Source organism: Propionimicrobium lymphophilum DSM 4903 (assembly GCF_000423485.1).
In the GTDB taxonomy this organism is placed as follows: Bacteria; Actinomycetota; Actinomycetes; order Propionibacteriales; family Propionibacteriaceae; genus Propionimicrobium; species Propionimicrobium lymphophilum.
In genome coordinates this window covers 306,318-322,314 of record NZ_KE384026.1, presented here as the reverse complement: position 1 = coordinate 322,314, position 15,997 = coordinate 306,318, and the positions used below count along the sequence as shown (strand labels likewise).

Genomic DNA, 15,997 nt, shown 5'->3' with positions numbered 1-15,997 from the left:
ATTTTTAAAACCCTATCCGAAGCGTTACGTAAGACAGCGCTGCCAGAGCGATCACTAGCACGATAATTCCCGGCCAGGCCGTCTTTTTGCCAGATTTCATCTCGTAAAAAATCAATGCAGAGGCAAGTGCGCCACATATCAAACCGCCTAGATGTGCTTGCCAAGCGATTCCCGGCGAGATTAACGTAATAACCAGGTTAACCCCGAGTAAGGTCCAGATGCTGGTCATAGGCAGTTTCATGGCTCGATAAATCACTGCGTAAGTTCCGAACAAGCCGAAGATGGCGCCGGAAGCGCCTACTGCGAAACTCATCGGGCTCGCAAGAAGCAAGAAACAGACGGAACCGCCCAATGCCGAGACGAGATAGAGAGCTAAAAACTTTGCTCTGCCGAGCAGCGGTTCTAGATTCTTTCCCATTACCCACAGCGTAAGCATGTTACATGCGATGTGAGCCAGGCCACCATGTGCGAATGCGGAGGTAAGCAAACGCCAAGGCTGTCCTGCCGAAAGCGCTCTGTTGAGTGCGATGTCACCAGTGAAGGATGGAACGACCAGCTGGAGCAACCACACCACGAAACAAATCGAGATGATTGCAGTGGTCACCACAGGACGTGACTGTGTCGGGACATTACTGCGGGCTTGTCTCCAGAACCGTTCGTTTGTTTCCTGACGATCGCGCTGGTCGTGATAACTGCTTCGCTGGACCTCTTCGTCGTAATGAGGGTTATACGACTGCCCGGATAAGCCTCCTTGACTAGGCGGAAGGAAATCAGGCCAGGAATCACTTTGGTGGTTAGTCACAATTTCCACATTACCTAAGGTGTCTAAGCGCTACATGTGATGATGCTGTGAATAACCGGTGCTCAAGTCGGTTATCTGAAGCGAAATGATTCCATTGGAATCGATTCGGTAGAGCTCTTCGATCGTGTCCATCTCACTGATTCGCTCTATGTCCGTCTCGGATGAGTCTTTGCCCTGCAGACTGGCGTCGTACGGGAACGTCACGGTGGCGAACGGCATGATGTCGCCGATGGGCTGCCAATCGCGCAGCTTGCTGTATTCGACGAACCGGAATTTTCCGATGTTGTGAATGGGTCGGTAGGTCCTGCGTTTTTCTAATCCATTGGCTCCCAAAACTTCGTCCCTGCTGAAAATCGGGTCGAAGGTGACTTCCGTGCCCTCTTTACCCTCACGGAAAACTCCGAAACCTCTTGAGACTCGGTCGCGCAGGGCAAAACCGCTATCTGGGTCGGCAGCAATTGCAAGTCCTATCGCTGTCGATGCGCTGGGGTAGGGAGAGCGCTGAACGCGTCGTCCGAATTTATTTCTCAGGAGCCTCGGAACAATGGGCAGCGAGCTGGCACCGCCGACGAGGTATATGCCCGCTAAGTCATCTAGGTTTTCCAGTAGTGGGGCCATAGCTTCCAGTGTTCGCCCGACAAGGCCAGTTACCGCATCGTAGAAATCTTGAACGGCGATGATTACTGTTTCACCGGCAACGTCAATCGCGATTCGCCTGGATTGAGGCGCCAAGCCTTCCTTAGCGATCTGGGTGTCGGCGATCAACTCGCTTCGCTGGTGTTCGTCGAGTTCTGGATTGCCCGCGGCCTTCAAGGCTAGGTCTGCTAGAACCTCGTCAAAATCATCGCCGCCAATGTTGTTGATGCCGACTGTGTCCATCACGTTGTGGCTCAGATCTTCAACATCGATGCGGGAGGCGTCGAATGTGCCGCCCCCAAGATCGTAAACGACGACACGGTTGCGCCTGGAGGTGATCGTTTTCGGTTTTCTGTGCGTGTATTCGAAACCTGCTGCTGAAGGCTCGTTGAGTAACACGCTGACTGGCAAACCTGCCGTTTTGAATGCTTCGAGGGTCAAAAAACGCTGTGTGCTGCCTGCATGCGCGGGGACGGCCGCCACCACATTTTCGATTGGGTCGGTTTCCAACTGATCTGCAATATAGGAATCAGTATGGAGCGCCTCGACCAGGCCCTTAAGAAAGGTAGTAAACAACTCTAGGAGTGGGTATTTTCTGCCGGCGAATTCGATCTCGTCTTGAGTGGTCAGGTTCTCATCTGCGAAGTGTCGCTTCAAAGACCGAAGAACGGGCGCGCCTGATTGGGCAAGGTCCATTGCCTCGAAACCTGTCACTAGTTCACCGTCGTTAAAAGCTATTACCGACGGAAAAAACTCGTGAACATCTCCGCTGGTGTCGCAAAAGGTAACCACGGGATAGTTTCCGCGGTCGGCATATACGACGACTGTTCGAGTCGTACCTAGATCAATACCCACATGCATGCCTTAAACTTACCGGGGAAACACCGCCTTGTTGTGAAAGGGGCACGCGTGATTGCAAATCTTGATGGTCTAACTAGGCGAGAAGTTGCTGAGCGCTTGGGAAAAGGGCTTTCAAATGACTTGCCGAGCAACAGTGGTAAAAGCGTCGGGGACATTCTTAGAAGCAACATTTTCACTCGCATTAATGCGATCCTCGGTGTGCTTTTAGTGATTGTCGCCCTGACTGGCTCATGGATGAACTGCGCATTCGGTTTACTCATCATCGCCAACTCGATCATCGGCATAATCCAAGAACTTCGCGCTAAAAAGACTCTGGACAAACTTGCGGTTGTAGCTGACACGAAACCAATGGTTAGGCGAGCAGAGGCAACCCGGAGGATAGATAAGACAGCCGTCGTGGTCGACGACATAATCGAAGTCGGTCCCGGAGATCAGATCGTTGTCGACGGAGTACTCGTAGAATCAGAAAACCTGAACATCGACGAATCTCTGCTGACTGGGGAGTCCGAGCCTGAATCTAAAGCTCTCGGTGACGAAGTACTTTCTGGTAGCTACGTCATATCCGGTTCTGGAGCTTACAGAGCCACAAAAGTTGGTAGCGCGTCTTATGCGGCTCAGATTACCGAACAGGCCGCTAAATTCTCGTTAGCTCATTCAGAATTACAGGCCGGAATCAACAAAATTCTTAGGGTGATCACCTGGATCCTAATTCCGGTGGGCATCGCGACGATCGCTGTCCAGCTGATGCAGACCACCAGTGGCTGGCGATCCGCTGTTCTCCGAATGGCCGGAGCCATCGTTCCCATGGTTCCGGAGGGTCTAGTGCTCATAACAGCGACCGCCTTCGCCTTGGGAATCATTCGACTGGGAAAGAGGAAGTGCCTGGTTCAGGAACTACCAGCCATCGAAGGTCTAGCGCGAGTGGACGTTCTTTGTGCCGACAAGACTGGCACTCTAACTGACAACAAGATGAGCCTGCGAAGCATCGAGATTCTAGGCAACTTCGATGAGTTGCTCGTAAACGATGTATTGGCGACTATGGCTGCGGCGGATCCTTACCCGAACTCATCTATGCAGGCGATCAAGAATGCGGTTGGTATCCCATCTGATCAGCTTGAAGTCGTCAGCAGGATTCCGTTCAGTTCCGTAAACAAGTTCTCTGGAATCGAACTTTCAAACGGCGAAAGCTGGATACTTGGTGCCCCAGACATTCTTGCTGATGGGCCAGCAGAGATCCGCGCTGAGGAGTGGGGGAAAACTGGCTTGAGGGTGTTGCTGCTCGGGATGGGGTCTCCAGCACGGTGTGAACCGGCCGCGCTCGTCGTGCTTAGCCAAACGATTCGGTCTGACGCGCAAGAGACCCTCGACTACTTCGCCGATCAGGGTGTGGAGGTAAAAGTGATCTCCGGTGATAACGCCAGGGCAGTAGGTGCGGTCACCAATGAGCTGGGAATAGATGAGGAAAATCCGCTAGATCTGGCGGAAGTCAAAGACGATGATTTGGTCGAAGCAGCCACCTCCCACAAGGTTTTTGGCCGTGTTAAGCCTCAGCAGAAGCGCATGCTAGTCAAAGCTCTCCAAAAAGCAGGGCACACCGTCGCAATGACAGGTGACGGAGTTAACGATATCCTCGCGCTAAAAGATTCGGACCTTGGCATCGCCATGGGCTCGGGTGCGCCGGCAACGCGTTCCGCCGCAAAGATAGTTCTTCTTGACGACAAATTTTCGACTCTTCCACACGTCGTCGGCGAGGGGAGAAGGGTAATAGGAAATATCGAGAGAGTGGCGAAGCTCTTCCTCACAAAGACCGTATACTCAGCGATTTTGGCGCTCTTAGTGGTTATCTGGCGGCTACCGTTTCCGTTCCAACCGATTCACATCACCATCACAGGTTGGTTCACTATCGGAATTCCGGCTTTCTTGCTTTCGCTTGCGCCTAATAACGACCGAGCTCGGCCTGGTTTCGTAAAACGCGTTCTTGCGTTCGGGCTGCCAGCCGGCTGCATTGTAGGGGCGGCCACATTCGTCACTTATCTGTTGGGGCGTCACTTTTTCCCGCAGCAGGCGAATCAACTGACTATTTCGACTGGTGCGCTTGTGTGCCTCATTTTCTCCGCCACATGGCTACTCGCGGTTGTAGCTCGTCCGTATAACTGGTGGCGAATTTGTCTTATCCTTGCCGCCTATTTTGCTTACGGCGCAATTTTTGCTCTTCGAGTTCTGCATTCATTGTTCAAGCTCGACACGAGCAATATTCAGATGATTATTCTTGGAACGGTTGTCGGGGCTATCGGTGCCGGGTTGATCGAGGTCACCTGGAGGCTTCTTCAAAGATTCAGAAAGCGACAGCAGGCTTAGTAAATTTTTCTTCTCTCTTTTCTCTAGGCACTGATCATTCATAGTGCATTCATAGTTTTGAATTTTTCGGGATAGTATCAAACTGTGACCGTGGTGGTCATTCGTTTAATAGACGTTTTTTAGTAGGAGGCGTCATGGAAGAGTTCTTTAAGGGCGTTGAGAGCCCTGGCATGATCGATTGGTCGGTTATGCCGACATATAACACGATTATGGCGGTGGCAGCAGGTGCTGCGCTGATTGCTTTGGCGATGATGCTGGGGGATCTGAGGAAGTCGCTGGAGGGCAAGCCGTTTAAGGCTGATGGCTACTCGATGGCGTTCGGTGCTCTCGGGCTGATTCTGTTGACCACTGGTTTCCACATGACCACTACTTGGCCACTAGCAGCTGGCGGCTTCCCGTACGACAACATCATCTTCGGTGAGACCTGCCTCGGTTTCGGTGCGTTGTTGATTTTCGCTTGTTTTTACCTTTGGAAGCGTCGCAGTGACCTTCTGGAGTCTGAGGACGCTTACTCAGATCTGTTGAGCACCGCTAAGCCGCTTTCTATCTTCGCAGGTGGCTTGGGCTTGGGCCTTTGGGGCTGCTCCTTGGCCGGCGTCATGTATAGACTGTTCACCGCACCGCCTCAGGAACCAATCTCCGGTTTCTTCGCTACCTGGCCCTGGTTTGAGGCAATCTTCATGTCGGCCTTCTTCTTCGTCATCGGCCTGGCTTGCCTGTTGTTCCCGTTCGGCGTTTTCCGCGCCTCGAATGAGGCCAACAGCGAGGCTAAGGGCGGCGGCCTAATGGCTCTCGTGATGCGTTTCTGGATGGTTTGTGGAATTCTGATCGGCCTGTTCGGCTGCCTGAACTTCTACACGCACATCGGACTCATCATGAACACTATGTAGTATTTCGTAACTTCAAAAATGCGGGGGCTTTAGCTCCCGCATTTTTTATGGCAGGACGGAGTAGAGAGTCCCCGTCGAGACGCCCAGAAGCAGCAACGCGAAGATTCTGGTGAGTATATTTTCCTTGACCTTTCGAGACGCCGGAGCTCCAACCAGCCCGCCCACCATTGATGCCAGGGCGAAGGCGATGATGATCGGCCATTCCATGGTGAAATCTGCCCCGATACGCGAGATCAAACCTGTTGCAGATGAGATAACCATGACCAGAAGAGAGGTGCCTGAAGCGTCTCTGATGTTGAAGCCGAGCGCTAGGATCAGCATGGGAACGACGACGAACCCTCCGCCCACACCGAAGAAACCGGTCAACAGCCCTGTCAGGCTTGCGCACGCGATGAGAGCCAAAACGCTCTTTTTAGCTTTGCCTTTCATCGAATCGTCTGCCGGCTTCTTGTTTTTGAAAGTGCTGCGGAAAAGGATGATTCCGACCACGGCTAGGAGAATCCCCAGTGCTAGCATCAGAAGATCCGCGCTGACAAGTAACGAAAGCCTGGAACCGAAAAAGGTTGCGACGGTAGATAGGGCTCCAAAGGTGATGCCCTCTTTCCATCGCACCTGATTGTCCATGGACCTGGGAATTAGCGATATCAGCGAGGTGGTTCCCACGATGATCAAAGAACCAACTGATGCCTCATGCGGAGGTTGCCCCAGCAGGAAAACAAGCGCGGGTATCGAAAGGATTCCGCCGCCAGCGCCCAGGGCACCGACGACCAGGCCGATGACCAGGCCGATGACGAGCGCAAAGACGATAGACATCTACAGAATCTCTCGCACTTTCTGTGCGAGGAAGTCGGCGACCGCGCTGTGTCCTTCAGGAGTCAGGTGAATGCCGTCTACATTATTGGTTGGGAATCGTTCATCGTCGCAGACGCTCGCGAAATGTGTGTTGGTGTATTGCGCGGTCCACATCAGCACCTCGGAAAGCTCAACATTCTTTCCGGTCATGTCCTGAACGGAATTCGTCGACCAAGGCCAATACGGGTCGCTTTCCATCTCGACTCGTTTGCCCTCGACGGGAGCGACTAGGAGAATCTCGGGCTCGCCGCTTCGGCCACATTCACTGTTTTGGATCAGCTTTACCGCTCGTTGAGCAGCTCTTCCAACCTCTCCGGGGCTCATGCTGAAGCGATTTTTCAGGTCGTTGGTGCCCAGCATGAAGATCACAAGGTCGATTGGCCTATGCGATTCTAGGCATGCAGGTAGATATGAGATACCGGACATCCTGCCGGTCACCGGATCGTCATTGACGATCGTCCTGCCCGAGAGGCCTTCCTCAATGACGAAGTAGTCGTCGCCGAGCAGCTTTTGAAGCCTTCCGGTCCAGCGCACGTCTCGGGGGAACCTGGCTCCCTCGTTCTCACCGTCGTAGCCAAAGGTGTTTGAATCTCCGAAGCACAGGATGTTTTTCATGGGATCCAGGCTACCGTTGTGTGCGCAATATCGGTTATTCGGCGGTTGCCTTTGCATACAGCGAGAAGAGGTGAGCAACGATTGCCGTCTCGTCACCGTCGAAGTCGACTCCGTAGGCCGCCTCGACGGCACGATCCAGGCGTTTGTGGGCAGAAGTCAGCTCTGGATATAGCCAGTCGCTGTCGGGATCGTAAAGGTCTGCCAGCGTGGCCGGTGAGTACTTCTCCCTGGCTTCCAGCACGGCGGTTGCCGCGGACTCGATCTCGTTTCGCTGAGCAGGCGTGGGGGAGGGCCAGACGAACGTGTTGTAGACGGTGGTGTTGCCGTATCTATAGCGCATCTCGAGTCTTCCCGCGACAGTTCGCATCCAGGCGTTGTGGAACTGAGAACTAATAACGCCGAAAAAATAGATCTCGCCTGTCGGTATGAAATAGAGCTGATTTCCAGGGATCATGCCGTTGTCGACAAAGCCGATAGGAACGTACTCTCGGCGTTCTGAAGAAACTACAGGGAAGCCGATGTAGGTTCCATCCCTGAACTTCCCGCATGGCCTTAGCAGGTGTGGTCGATCAGCAAGCTTGAACGCGTCGCCTGTTGGTGTCTGCTGTAGACGCCACTCACGACAGGCGTCAACGTGCTTGCGAACCTCAGGAACTTTCTGCAATTCAGCGCCTATTATCTCGGGTAGCCACAAACAGTATCGGTCGACCCCTTTAATGAATTCGGCGCCCATCGAGAATGGTCTGACCCATTTTTCTGCCTCAGGTTCTTTCGCCAGCAGCTCGTCTTTCTGCTCGGAAGTGAGGAGCAGATTTTGGCCGTCTGCCGGTTTAAACCCCTGGGCCATAGCCGGAACGTCAGATAAAGGTTTTGTTTGTTTATCCACGAACACATCAGGCGCCTCTGCCAGATATCCGTTGATGTGGCTCACCTGGCGACGAATCTCCTTCTCGCCCTTGGGGTAGGCGAACAGGTATTTAGGAGTCACGTCGTCGTAGGAGAAGCCGATGATTACCACGTGCACGTGCGCCTGATCTTCGGCCTCGTTGCCCCACACAAAACTGCGGTGGGCGAAGTTGAAGCGGATTCCCTGATCGAATAGCAGCCGCCAGAGTGGCGTTACCTGTTGGCCCTGGCAGATGCTGTTGGTGGACACCAGTGCGGCGCGGATGTGAGTGCCTTGCATGTAATCGGCGGCCTTCTTGTACCAGCAGGCCACGTAGTCGAGCACGCCACCGCCTTTGCCGAACAGCTCGGCGCGATCCTTTTTCTGCTCGGCCGAGTGATTCGAATAACCGATAAACGGTGGGTTCCCGATTATGTAATTGCACTCTTTGACGGGCAGAATATCGGCCCAATCGACCCGTAGCGCGTTTGCGCGAGTCACTCGGGCGTTGTCTTTGAGCGGTAGATCCTCGATGTCTTGGGTCACCACCACCTGGGCCTCCGCATTTGCTTGAAGCTCGGCGATCCACAGCGCGGTGTTCGAAACCTGAACCGCGAAATCATTTATCTCGATGCCGTGGAATTGACTCAGCGAAACCTTCAGCGGCGAATGGCTCTCATCGAAGACCATCGAGGTCTGGCCGTGGCTCAATTCGCTTAGAACCTTGGTCTCGAGCCTGCGCAGAGAGATGTAAGTCTCCGAAAGAAAATTTCCGGATCCACATGCTGGATCGAAAAACGTTAGCGACGCCAACTTGTCGTGGTACTTTTCCAGCCTGTTCCTTCGAGCCCTCTCACCCAATGAAGAATCATTGAGGATGCCGGCAAGCTCACCTTTCAGATCGTCCAAGAAAAGAGGGTCGATGACCTTGTGGATGTTCTCCGGAGACGTGTAGTGCATTCCACCGCTGCGGCGCGTCTCGGGGTTGAGGGTGGACTCGAATACGCCACCGAAAATCGTGGGGGAGATTTGTGACCAGTTCGTGCCTTCGCTCACCTCGTTGAGCAGTACGCCCAAGATCTCTTCGGTGAACTGCGGTATCTCCACATCTTGCGCGAAAAGACCGCCGTTTACGTAAGGGAAGCGTTTTAGCTCTTCGGAAACGTACGGGTCGCGATCTTCCGGCTTTGTGTCCAAGTATCTGAACAATTCCTTCAGGGCTACCCGCACCTGTCTGGCAGGCAGGCCCTGGAGATAGTTGTAGAAAGCATCCTTAGGAAAGATCTCCGCGTCCTCGGCAAACAAGCAAAAGACCAGGCGCACGCAGAGCACGTTAAGGCTGTGCTGGCTTTCCGGCGTGTCCGGGTCGTGGTATTGCCCACGCAGCATCTCGTAGATCTTACCGATTAGGGCGCCTGCATCTAACGAAACCTTCTCTTCGCGCTTACGACGTGAACGCTGCGGATCGATTAGGAAATCGAGCAGGTAGATCTGCTCGGGAAGCTCGGAAAGCTGGAATTCGACGTATTCGTTCGCCGGGTCCTCGCTCTCGAGACTGTGGATTCTGAAGGTCTCGAAGTTGCAGACGATGATGGTGTCGGGGCGCTGCGAGTTCGGCATGGAGTCGGCGTAGGCCTTTGCCTGCTCAAAAGGCGTGACCAGGCGGCCCTGCCGCTCTTCTGGCCTATCGAGATCGACTCCTAAGGACTTCTGCTCGATGAAAGTTTTGGCGTCGGGGACTATGACGTCCACAAAGCCTTTTTTGGAGGTGCGGTGCTCGAAATGGACGTTCGAGGTAACGTCCTCCATGCCGATGACGTCTCCGAGGAGTTCTAGCCAAAAAGAACCCGTATCGCCCTTCTCGTAGCCCCTGTCAGCCCACTTATCAGCAAATTCCTTAGCGGTCAGCTTTCTGTTTCTCGCCGCCACATTCCACGAAACATCCACCCTGTGTACCTTAGCGGTTGTAGCGGCGAATAGTCGTTAGCAAAAAGGCTTTATTTATTGCGCTTGGTCAGCTCTATGAGCGACGGTACGTTAGGGACTTGACCAAGAAAAAGCCACCAGCACAAGCCAGCGCCGCTCCCAGCCCTGTATAGAAGAACGAAACGAAAGTGTCTGGCAGCACTCCTGCACCGCGAAGCCCGAAGCCAGCCGTCATCATGATTGCCATGATCAAGTAGGCGCGAGCATCAAAGAAATGCCAAAAGGGTCTTGCCTTGGCAGGGTTCGATCGGATCCGGTTCACGTGCTTGCCCGCTGACTTTGTGAACATCGCCCCGAACGCCGCAAACACCACAACTGGCATGAGACAAATCCACGGGGCCGGCAACGTGCTGCTGGACAGCGCTGAAACGCCGATCCGAGTCACATTGAAGCCCGCAATACACCAGACAATTCCTGCTAGTGCAATTAGAAAGGGCTTAGAGATACGAAAATGTGGGCAATCGTTCATTACAGACTCGCTAAAGTAGTGGATAATTCGCTTAAACAATCCTAGCGCGACACCCTGTCTCATCAATAAAACAAGCTCTGAATTATCAGTTATTTAGTGACAAAATCAGCCCTAGCAAGGTCCAGCACTTTACTCGGGTAAAGCCTGCTTGTAACTGCCATGACGATCGATCGCCAAGCGGTAGAACTCGACGAGCTTTTCCGTGGCACCGCGCCACGAGTGACGTTCGGCCTCTGCACGGGCGAGCTTAGACATTTCTGCCCTCTTGCCAGGATCTTCGATTAACTGATTCAGCCGATCAACATAGGCATTAGTTTTTTCTTCGCCCTCGGGCGGGACGAGAAAACCGGTCACGCCTTCATCGATGAGATCGGGAATCCCACCCGCGTTAGCGCCGATGACGGGAACGCCGGAAGCCATGGACTCCAGACCCGCAAAACCGAGAGTCTCGGTGGTCGACGGAAACAAAAAGACGTCGGCGCTGGCATAGGCCGCCGCTAGCTCGTGGCCGCGCAGATAGCCGGTGAAGACGGTCTTGGTGCCGCTAAACATCGATTTCAGACGGTCGGAGGCCGGGCCGGAACCTATGAAAGCGAATCGAACATTCGGCATCTGGTGAACGACTGGCAAAAGGTCTTCAAGATTTTTCTCGCTGGACAAGCGGCCAGCGTAAATAGCCAGGGGCTCATCCGGATGCCCATCGGTCAGGCGACGGCGCATCTTCTTCGAAAACGCGTCGGGGCTATAGGTCTTAGTGTCCACGCCCTTGGGCCAAAGATCCACCCGCTCCACGCCTATCTGTTGGGCGCGCTCCACCATTTGAGGAGACGTGCAGAGATTGACCTCGGCCTTATTGTGCAAATACCTGGTCCACTTAGTGGCGGTATTTGTGAGCAATCCAAGATGCAGCTTCTTCGTATAGCTGCTCAGCTGGGTGTGATAACTGGCTAGGAGAGGTATATCCCTTCGCTTTGCAGATAGCACACCATACGCTGCTAAAGCAGCTGGATTTACTGCGTGCACTACGTCGGGGGCGAACTTGACCATCTTCCGTGCGGTATTCGGGGTTGGCAGACCAACCTTGATCTCCGGATACCACGGTCTAAAAGAGAACGACCTAACCCTGACTATCTTGAACCCTTTGTATGACGGGGGAGGGGAGCCGGGCGCGAAGACAATAGCTTCGTGTCCCAGCTCAGCCAACTCGTCGAGAGTTCTAACTACTCGAGTCACTACACCGTCGATCTTCGGCAGGAAGACCTCGGTGAAAATCGCTATCCGCATTAACCCAGATTGTCGGGAACGCCGGCCTTTTGATTCTTGGTCCACAAAGACCGAGCAGGAATCTTTCTTAGATCCGCACGATCCTTGTACTTCATGGCGATCTCGTTGATCTCCATGAGCAGACCCTCGGAAAGAGTCGTCGGGTTGAGGCCAAGAGCCAAGAAGTTGTCATTCTTAACGTGGAGCTCATTTTCCTGAGCCTCGTTGCGCGGATCCGGAACGTTAGCGATCTTCGCGCCTGTCAGTTTTGAAACCAGCGCAGCAAGATCGCGAACCCTGTGAGTCTCGGTCATCTGGTTGAAGATCTTGACTCGGTCCCCACGCTGGGGCGGGTTGTTAATAGCTAGTTCTATGCATCGAACGCTGTCTTGCAGGTGAATGAACGCCCTGGTCTGGCCGCCCGTCCCATGGACGGTCAAGGGGTAGCCCACCGCGGCCTGCATTAGGAACCTGTTCAAAACAGTTCCGTAATCGCCGTCGTAGTCGAAGCGGTTGATGAGACGATCATCCAGCTGGGTCTCTTCGGTGTGGGTGCCCCAGATGATGCCCTGGTGAAGGTCGGTAATGCGCAGCGAATCGTTTTTGGCATAGTACGCGAATAGCGTCTGATCCAGCACCTTGGTCATGTGGTAGATAGACCCCGGGTTAGTGGGGTAGAGGATCTGGGTTTCGATGACGTGAGGCTCAACCTGGTTGCCGTGCTCATCCTCATCGCTCATGACCTGAATGTCGAGGTAGCCTTCGGGGATCTTCATGCCGGCAGTGCCATAACCGTAGACACCCATCGTGCCCAAGTGAACTAGGTGAATGTCGAGGCCTGACTCTACAATCGCGCAGAGCGTGTTGCTGGTTGCATTGGTGTTGTTGTCCACCGTGTAGCGCTTCTGCTTGCTGCCCTTCATCGAATAAGGGGCTGCTCGCTGCTCGGCAAAGTGGATGATGACATCGGGGCGCTCGTCGATAAGCAGCTTAAGGAACCTGTCGTATTCCTTGGCTACGTTCAGCGTCACAACATTCAGATCTTTGCCGCTAACTTCCTTCCAGGCCTTCTTGCGCTCGACCATGGAACGGATAGGGGTAAGAGACTGCACACCTAATTCCTCGTCGATTACCCGGCGAGAAAAGTTATCTACGATCGTGATGTCGTGACCAATCGCTGAAAGATGCAACGCCGCGGGCCAGCCGCAGAATCCGTCGCCACCGAGCACGAAGATCTTCATAGTGCGCAACTCCTAACTGAAAGTCTCTCAAACCACCTTAGCCGGTATCGGAGTCGCTTTTACCCTCAAAGTCTTCAGAATCCGCATCGTTAAGCGAAGATTCATCTTCAGTTATCTGACGCAAGAATTCCTCGACCTCAGCTCCGATCTGATCGGCCGTCGGAATCTCGTCACCTGATTCGGTTAGTGTGCGCCTGGCAACGAACTCGTCGTAGCGGCGTTCTAACTGTTCGATGACCTCTCTAAGCTCTTCGGAGCTTTCCACCTGAGAATCGATGGCGGCATGGGTAGTCTCCGAGATCTTGTGCAGCTCGCCCTCCGGCAAATCGAGCTCCTCCATCTTTCGAAGAGTTTTGATTAGCGCTAGCGGACCATCGACGAATTCGAGGTCTGCCAGATAGTGCGGGATGTGAGCAACCAATCCCAAAACGTCTTGGGAAGCCTCGCCAAGGCGCACAGCCAACATGGCAGTAAAGGAAGACTGAAGCTGAATGGTTGCGGGTAGCTTGTCCCAGTCCGATATCAGGCCAGGCCTAGAAGCGTACGCGTTAATGAAGACAGGACGTGTGTGAGGCGTGGGCGCGGGTATAGCCTGCAGAAAGATCGTCTGCTCTATACCTAGCTGCTCATTGAGCGCCTCGATACTAGAGGCCATCCGTTCCCAACGGAGGGAGGGCTCTGGACCAGTTAAAAGCAAAAATGGGACGCCCTGATCGTCAGTGACCTCATGTAGCACTATTTGCGGAGTCTGGTAGTCGGTAAAATGATCAAACTCAAAAACAATTCCTGGACGGTTATCCGTGTAATCGTGCAGCTGGTCGAAATCGAACTTGCCGACCTCATGATTAGGCAAAGAGTTCAATATGTGATTGTTCAGAAGTCGCTGGGTATGACCCGTATCTCCGAAAGCGTTTAGGGTTACGACCAACGTTTTCAGGCGCTCATCAGCAGCCAACTCTGACTGACTGATGTGATCAGCGAATTCAAACAAGTTATAACCAGACATACTCACCTCCTGATAGTTACTTACATCAACGTAAGATGCGAGTTAACTATTCCAGAGAGCCTAGTTGATCAAACCCTCGTCGTCGCGGATATCCACTTTCAACGAATCATCCAAGTCGCCCTTAACGACTGACAGGTGGCCGCTCGGCTCGAGCAAAATGAAGTTCACCTCAGACAAGTCGTGGATGCCTTTTTCGCGAAGGTTGGAGCGAAGCTGGCTGGGCGTGATGTGGTAGCGACGCATAGTGCGATCTACCGGCTCGCCGTTCGCATAAATAATTTCTGCTCTGCGAGCCCTACGCCTGAAACCAAGAAGGTGACGTACACCGAATATGCTTTCCATGATGATCACTATGGTTAGTGCCACCATCCACCCGAATAGGGTAGGGGCATTTCCCAGCATGGCACGGGCGGAGATAGAGCCCAAGACGAGAGTTACGACAAGGCCACTGCTTCGCCTGTTGGCGTAAAACCGCTGGCCAAGCGTGTAAAGCAATGCGGTAATCGCTAAGTAGATGACCACCGTAGCCACAGCCACACCCAGCAGCTGTGCAGGAGAAATACCGACTTGATGCCAAAACTGTCCCCAAAAACTCATGATTTGTATTTTAGAAAATTGTCGTCGGATCTGTTATTTGGCCGTTTACCCAGGTTGAAAAGTGCAGGTGGCATCCGGTGGACCAACCTGTTGTGCCAACCGTTCCAATTAGCTGGCCAGCCTTTACCGTTTGGCCCGGCTGCACGGCGAATCCAGAAAGGTGATTGTATGTGGCCTTATACATACCGGAATCCACGAGAACCCTATTTCCGTAGCCTCTTTGATAGCGAGCGCTGATGACGACACCCGGCCATGCAGACTGGACCGGCGCACCACAGGGGGCGCCGATGTCGGTGCCGTCGTGAAGTTCTGAAAAACCGACTACGGGGTTAACCCGGTAGCCAAATGGCGAAGTGAGGGGGCCACTCGCTGGCCAGATTCCCTGCCCCTTTCCTGTAGGTAAGCCGGTTACTCCGCTAAGATCGAAATTTCCCTCGGCAAGCGAGCCCTCTAGAAGCTTGGAAGTCCTGTTCTTAATGGTCGTATCGTTAAGCTTCTTTAACAGATCCAATTGGCCCGGCGAGAGCTTTTCTAGCACTTCTTCGGCCTGTTTAATCTTTGCCTCGTGCTCAGCCTTCAAAGCCTTCTGCCGGTTAACCTCATCGGCGGCTTTCTGAGTGAGCTCTTTTCGAATTGTCTTAAGGTCAGCGAGCCTTTCGCATTCAGACAGGCCTCGACGAAGCTGCTCATTGGTGATGTCGCCCACGTTGCGCATGGTGGCCAACTTTGACAGGAATCCTTGCGCGTCTTCGCTCTTAAGTAAGACGTTTGCCGTCGCCATAGTCTCGTGCCCTTGCTGCTGGGACATTGCAATCAGTCCGAGTGAGACTTTCGCATCATCGACTTTCTTTTGCTGAATTGAAAGCTGATCTTCTGCTTGAGAAAGCTTCTTTTCGGCCTCCTCCTGAGCCTTCTTAGACTTTTCGAGATTCTGCGTTACTCGCATCGCACGTCCCTGAATCTCGAGGATCTCATTCAAGGCATCGATGACCTTTTTATCCGTTGTTACGGAAGCAGCGTCTGCGAGTGTAATTTTGTCGAATCCGTCCACCGGTTTGATATCTGAGGAACCTTTAGAGCCAGAAGCTGATTCAGAATTTTTTGTGTTTTCTTTCTTTTCATCCTTGTTGGTTGTTCCGGAATCAGGTTTTGTCGTTTCTTCGTCTTGATTCGGCTTATTTGGGTGTCCAGAAGAATCAGTGCCATCATGATCTTTGGAGTTGTTGGCTGAATCATTGTTGTCCGGGGCTGGGACGATAGGCTCTTGCGGTGCCGCAGAAGGGGCTGCAGGAGCTGGGGTGTCTGGTTGAGCTGTTTCATTAGCCCACGAAACTGAAGTTAGCCCCGAAACTAAAAGAGCGATCGAAGCGACGCCTGAAACAAATCTGATTCCCCTAGCCATATCTGCAATTATAGAGTGAGAACTTATTAGTGGCGAAACGTCCCAATCCGCTCGTGTACTCATCAATAAATGATTAGGGGCCAAGGCGGATTGACTTGGCAACAGGCATCGAACTATTATCCTGCGCTTGTTA

The 15,997-nt window shown here is 53.3% G+C and carries 13 protein-coding genes; 2 read left to right on the top strand and 11 right to left on the bottom strand.

Annotation, left to right across the window (positions count from 1 at the left end; translation table 11 throughout):
* Positions 1 to 4: 4 nt before the first annotated feature.
* Positions 5 to 604, bottom strand: a complete 600-nt coding sequence (locus G556_RS0108965; protein ID WP_028822538.1) for a rhomboid family intramembrane serine protease — start codon at positions 602 to 604, stop codon at positions 5 to 7.
* A gap of 228 nt (positions 605 to 832) precedes the next feature.
* Positions 833 to 2,299: an Hsp70 family protein gene (locus G556_RS0108960; protein ID WP_028822537.1), complete on the bottom strand. Its 1,467-nt coding sequence runs from the start codon at positions 2,297 to 2,299 to the stop codon at positions 833 to 835.
* A gap of 48 nt (positions 2,300 to 2,347) precedes the next feature.
* Between G556_RS0108960 and G556_RS0108955 the strand changes: the two genes are divergently transcribed.
* Entirely contained in the window at positions 2,348 to 4,657 is a 2,310-nt protein-coding gene (locus G556_RS0108955) for an HAD-IC family P-type ATPase (protein ID WP_036916268.1), read from the top strand.
* 134 nt (positions 4,658 to 4,791) lie between these two features.
* Positions 4,792 to 5,547 carry a DUF981 family protein gene (locus G556_RS0108950; RefSeq protein WP_016456169.1) on the top strand — a complete coding sequence of 252 codons (756 nt, stop codon included), beginning with the start codon at positions 4,792 to 4,794 and terminating at the stop codon, positions 5,545 to 5,547.
* Positions 5,548 to 5,592: 45 nt separating this feature from the next.
* Here the strand turns inward: G556_RS0108950 and G556_RS0108945 are convergent, their stop codons facing one another.
* From G556_RS0108945 to G556_RS11790, 9 genes are all read right to left on the bottom strand, one after another.
* Positions 5,593 to 6,360, bottom strand: coding sequence for a sulfite exporter TauE/SafE family protein (locus G556_RS0108945; RefSeq protein WP_028822535.1), 768 nt, complete (start codon positions 6,358 to 6,360; stop codon positions 5,593 to 5,595).
* Positions 6,361 to 7,014 (bottom strand): GDSL-type esterase/lipase family protein, encoded by a 654-nt coding sequence (locus G556_RS0108940; RefSeq protein ID WP_028822534.1) that lies wholly within the window; start codon positions 7,012 to 7,014, stop codon positions 6,361 to 6,363. It abuts the gene before it with no gap.
* Positions 7,015 to 7,048: 34 nt separating this feature from the next.
* On the bottom strand, positions 7,049 to 9,847 hold the full coding sequence (locus tag G556_RS0108935) for a DNA methyltransferase (RefSeq protein WP_036916267.1): 2,799 nt from the start codon (positions 9,845 to 9,847) through the stop codon (positions 7,049 to 7,051).
* Positions 9,848 to 9,920: 73 nt separating this feature from the next.
* On the bottom strand, positions 9,921 to 10,271 hold the full coding sequence (locus G556_RS0108930; RefSeq protein WP_233418211.1) for a hypothetical protein: 351 nt from the start codon (positions 10,269 to 10,271) through the stop codon (positions 9,921 to 9,923).
* A 213-nt stretch (positions 10,272 to 10,484) separates the two neighbouring features.
* Positions 10,485 to 11,639 (bottom strand): glycosyltransferase family 4 protein, encoded by a 1,155-nt coding sequence (locus tag G556_RS0108925; RefSeq protein ID WP_028822531.1) that lies wholly within the window; start codon positions 11,637 to 11,639, stop codon positions 10,485 to 10,487.
* Positions 11,639 to 12,859 carry an NAD-dependent epimerase/dehydratase family protein gene (locus G556_RS0108920; RefSeq protein WP_028822530.1) on the bottom strand — a complete coding sequence of 407 codons (1,221 nt, stop codon included), beginning with the start codon at positions 12,857 to 12,859 and terminating at the stop codon, positions 11,639 to 11,641. Before G556_RS0108920 ends, G556_RS0108925 begins: the two co-directional genes overlap by 1 nt.
* A gap of 37 nt (positions 12,860 to 12,896) precedes the next feature.
* Entirely contained in the window at positions 12,897 to 13,865 is a 969-nt protein-coding gene (locus G556_RS10815) for a PAC2 family protein (protein ID WP_016456162.1), read from the bottom strand.
* Between the two features lie 60 nt (positions 13,866 to 13,925).
* Positions 13,926 to 14,462, bottom strand: coding sequence for a DUF421 domain-containing protein (locus G556_RS0108910; RefSeq protein WP_028822529.1), 537 nt, complete (start codon positions 14,460 to 14,462; stop codon positions 13,926 to 13,928).
* A gap of 10 nt (positions 14,463 to 14,472) precedes the next feature.
* Positions 14,473 to 15,864 (bottom strand): peptidoglycan DD-metalloendopeptidase family protein, encoded by a 1,392-nt coding sequence (locus tag G556_RS11790; RefSeq protein ID WP_028822528.1) that lies wholly within the window; start codon positions 15,862 to 15,864, stop codon positions 14,473 to 14,475.
* Between the last annotated feature and the right edge of the window lie 133 nt (positions 15,865 to 15,997).

Bases quoted from the DNA above. Each gene is read 5' to 3' on its own strand.
- G556_RS10815 (WP_016456162.1), bottom strand. From the start codon at position 13,865: ATGTCTGGTTATAACTTGTTTGAATTCGCTGATCACATCAGTCAGTCA.
- G556_RS0108945 (WP_028822535.1), bottom strand. From the start codon at position 6,360: ATGTCTATCGTCTTTGCGCTCGTCATCGGCCTGGTCATCGGCCTGGTC.
- G556_RS0108950 (WP_016456169.1), top strand. From the start codon at position 4,792: ATGGAAGAGTTCTTTAAGGGCGTTGAGAGCCCTGGCATGATCGATTGG.
- G556_RS0108910 (WP_028822529.1), bottom strand. From the start codon at position 14,462: ATGAGTTTTTGGGGACAGTTTTGGCATCAAGTCGGTATTTCTCCTGCA.
- G556_RS0108925 (WP_028822531.1), bottom strand. From the start codon at position 11,639: ATGCGGATAGCGATTTTCACCGAGGTCTTCCTGCCGAAGATCGACGGT.
- G556_RS0108960 (WP_028822537.1), bottom strand. From the start codon at position 2,299: ATGCATGTGGGTATTGATCTAGGTACGACTCGAACAGTCGTCGTATAT.
- G556_RS0108920 (WP_028822530.1), bottom strand. From the start codon at position 12,859: ATGAAGATCTTCGTGCTCGGTGGCGACGGATTCTGCGGCTGGCCCGCG.
- G556_RS0108940 (WP_028822534.1), bottom strand. From the start codon at position 7,014: ATGAAAAACATCCTGTGCTTCGGAGATTCAAACACCTTTGGCTACGAC.
- G556_RS11790 (WP_028822528.1), bottom strand. From the start codon at position 15,864: ATGGCTAGGGGAATCAGATTTGTTTCAGGCGTCGCTTCGATCGCTCTT.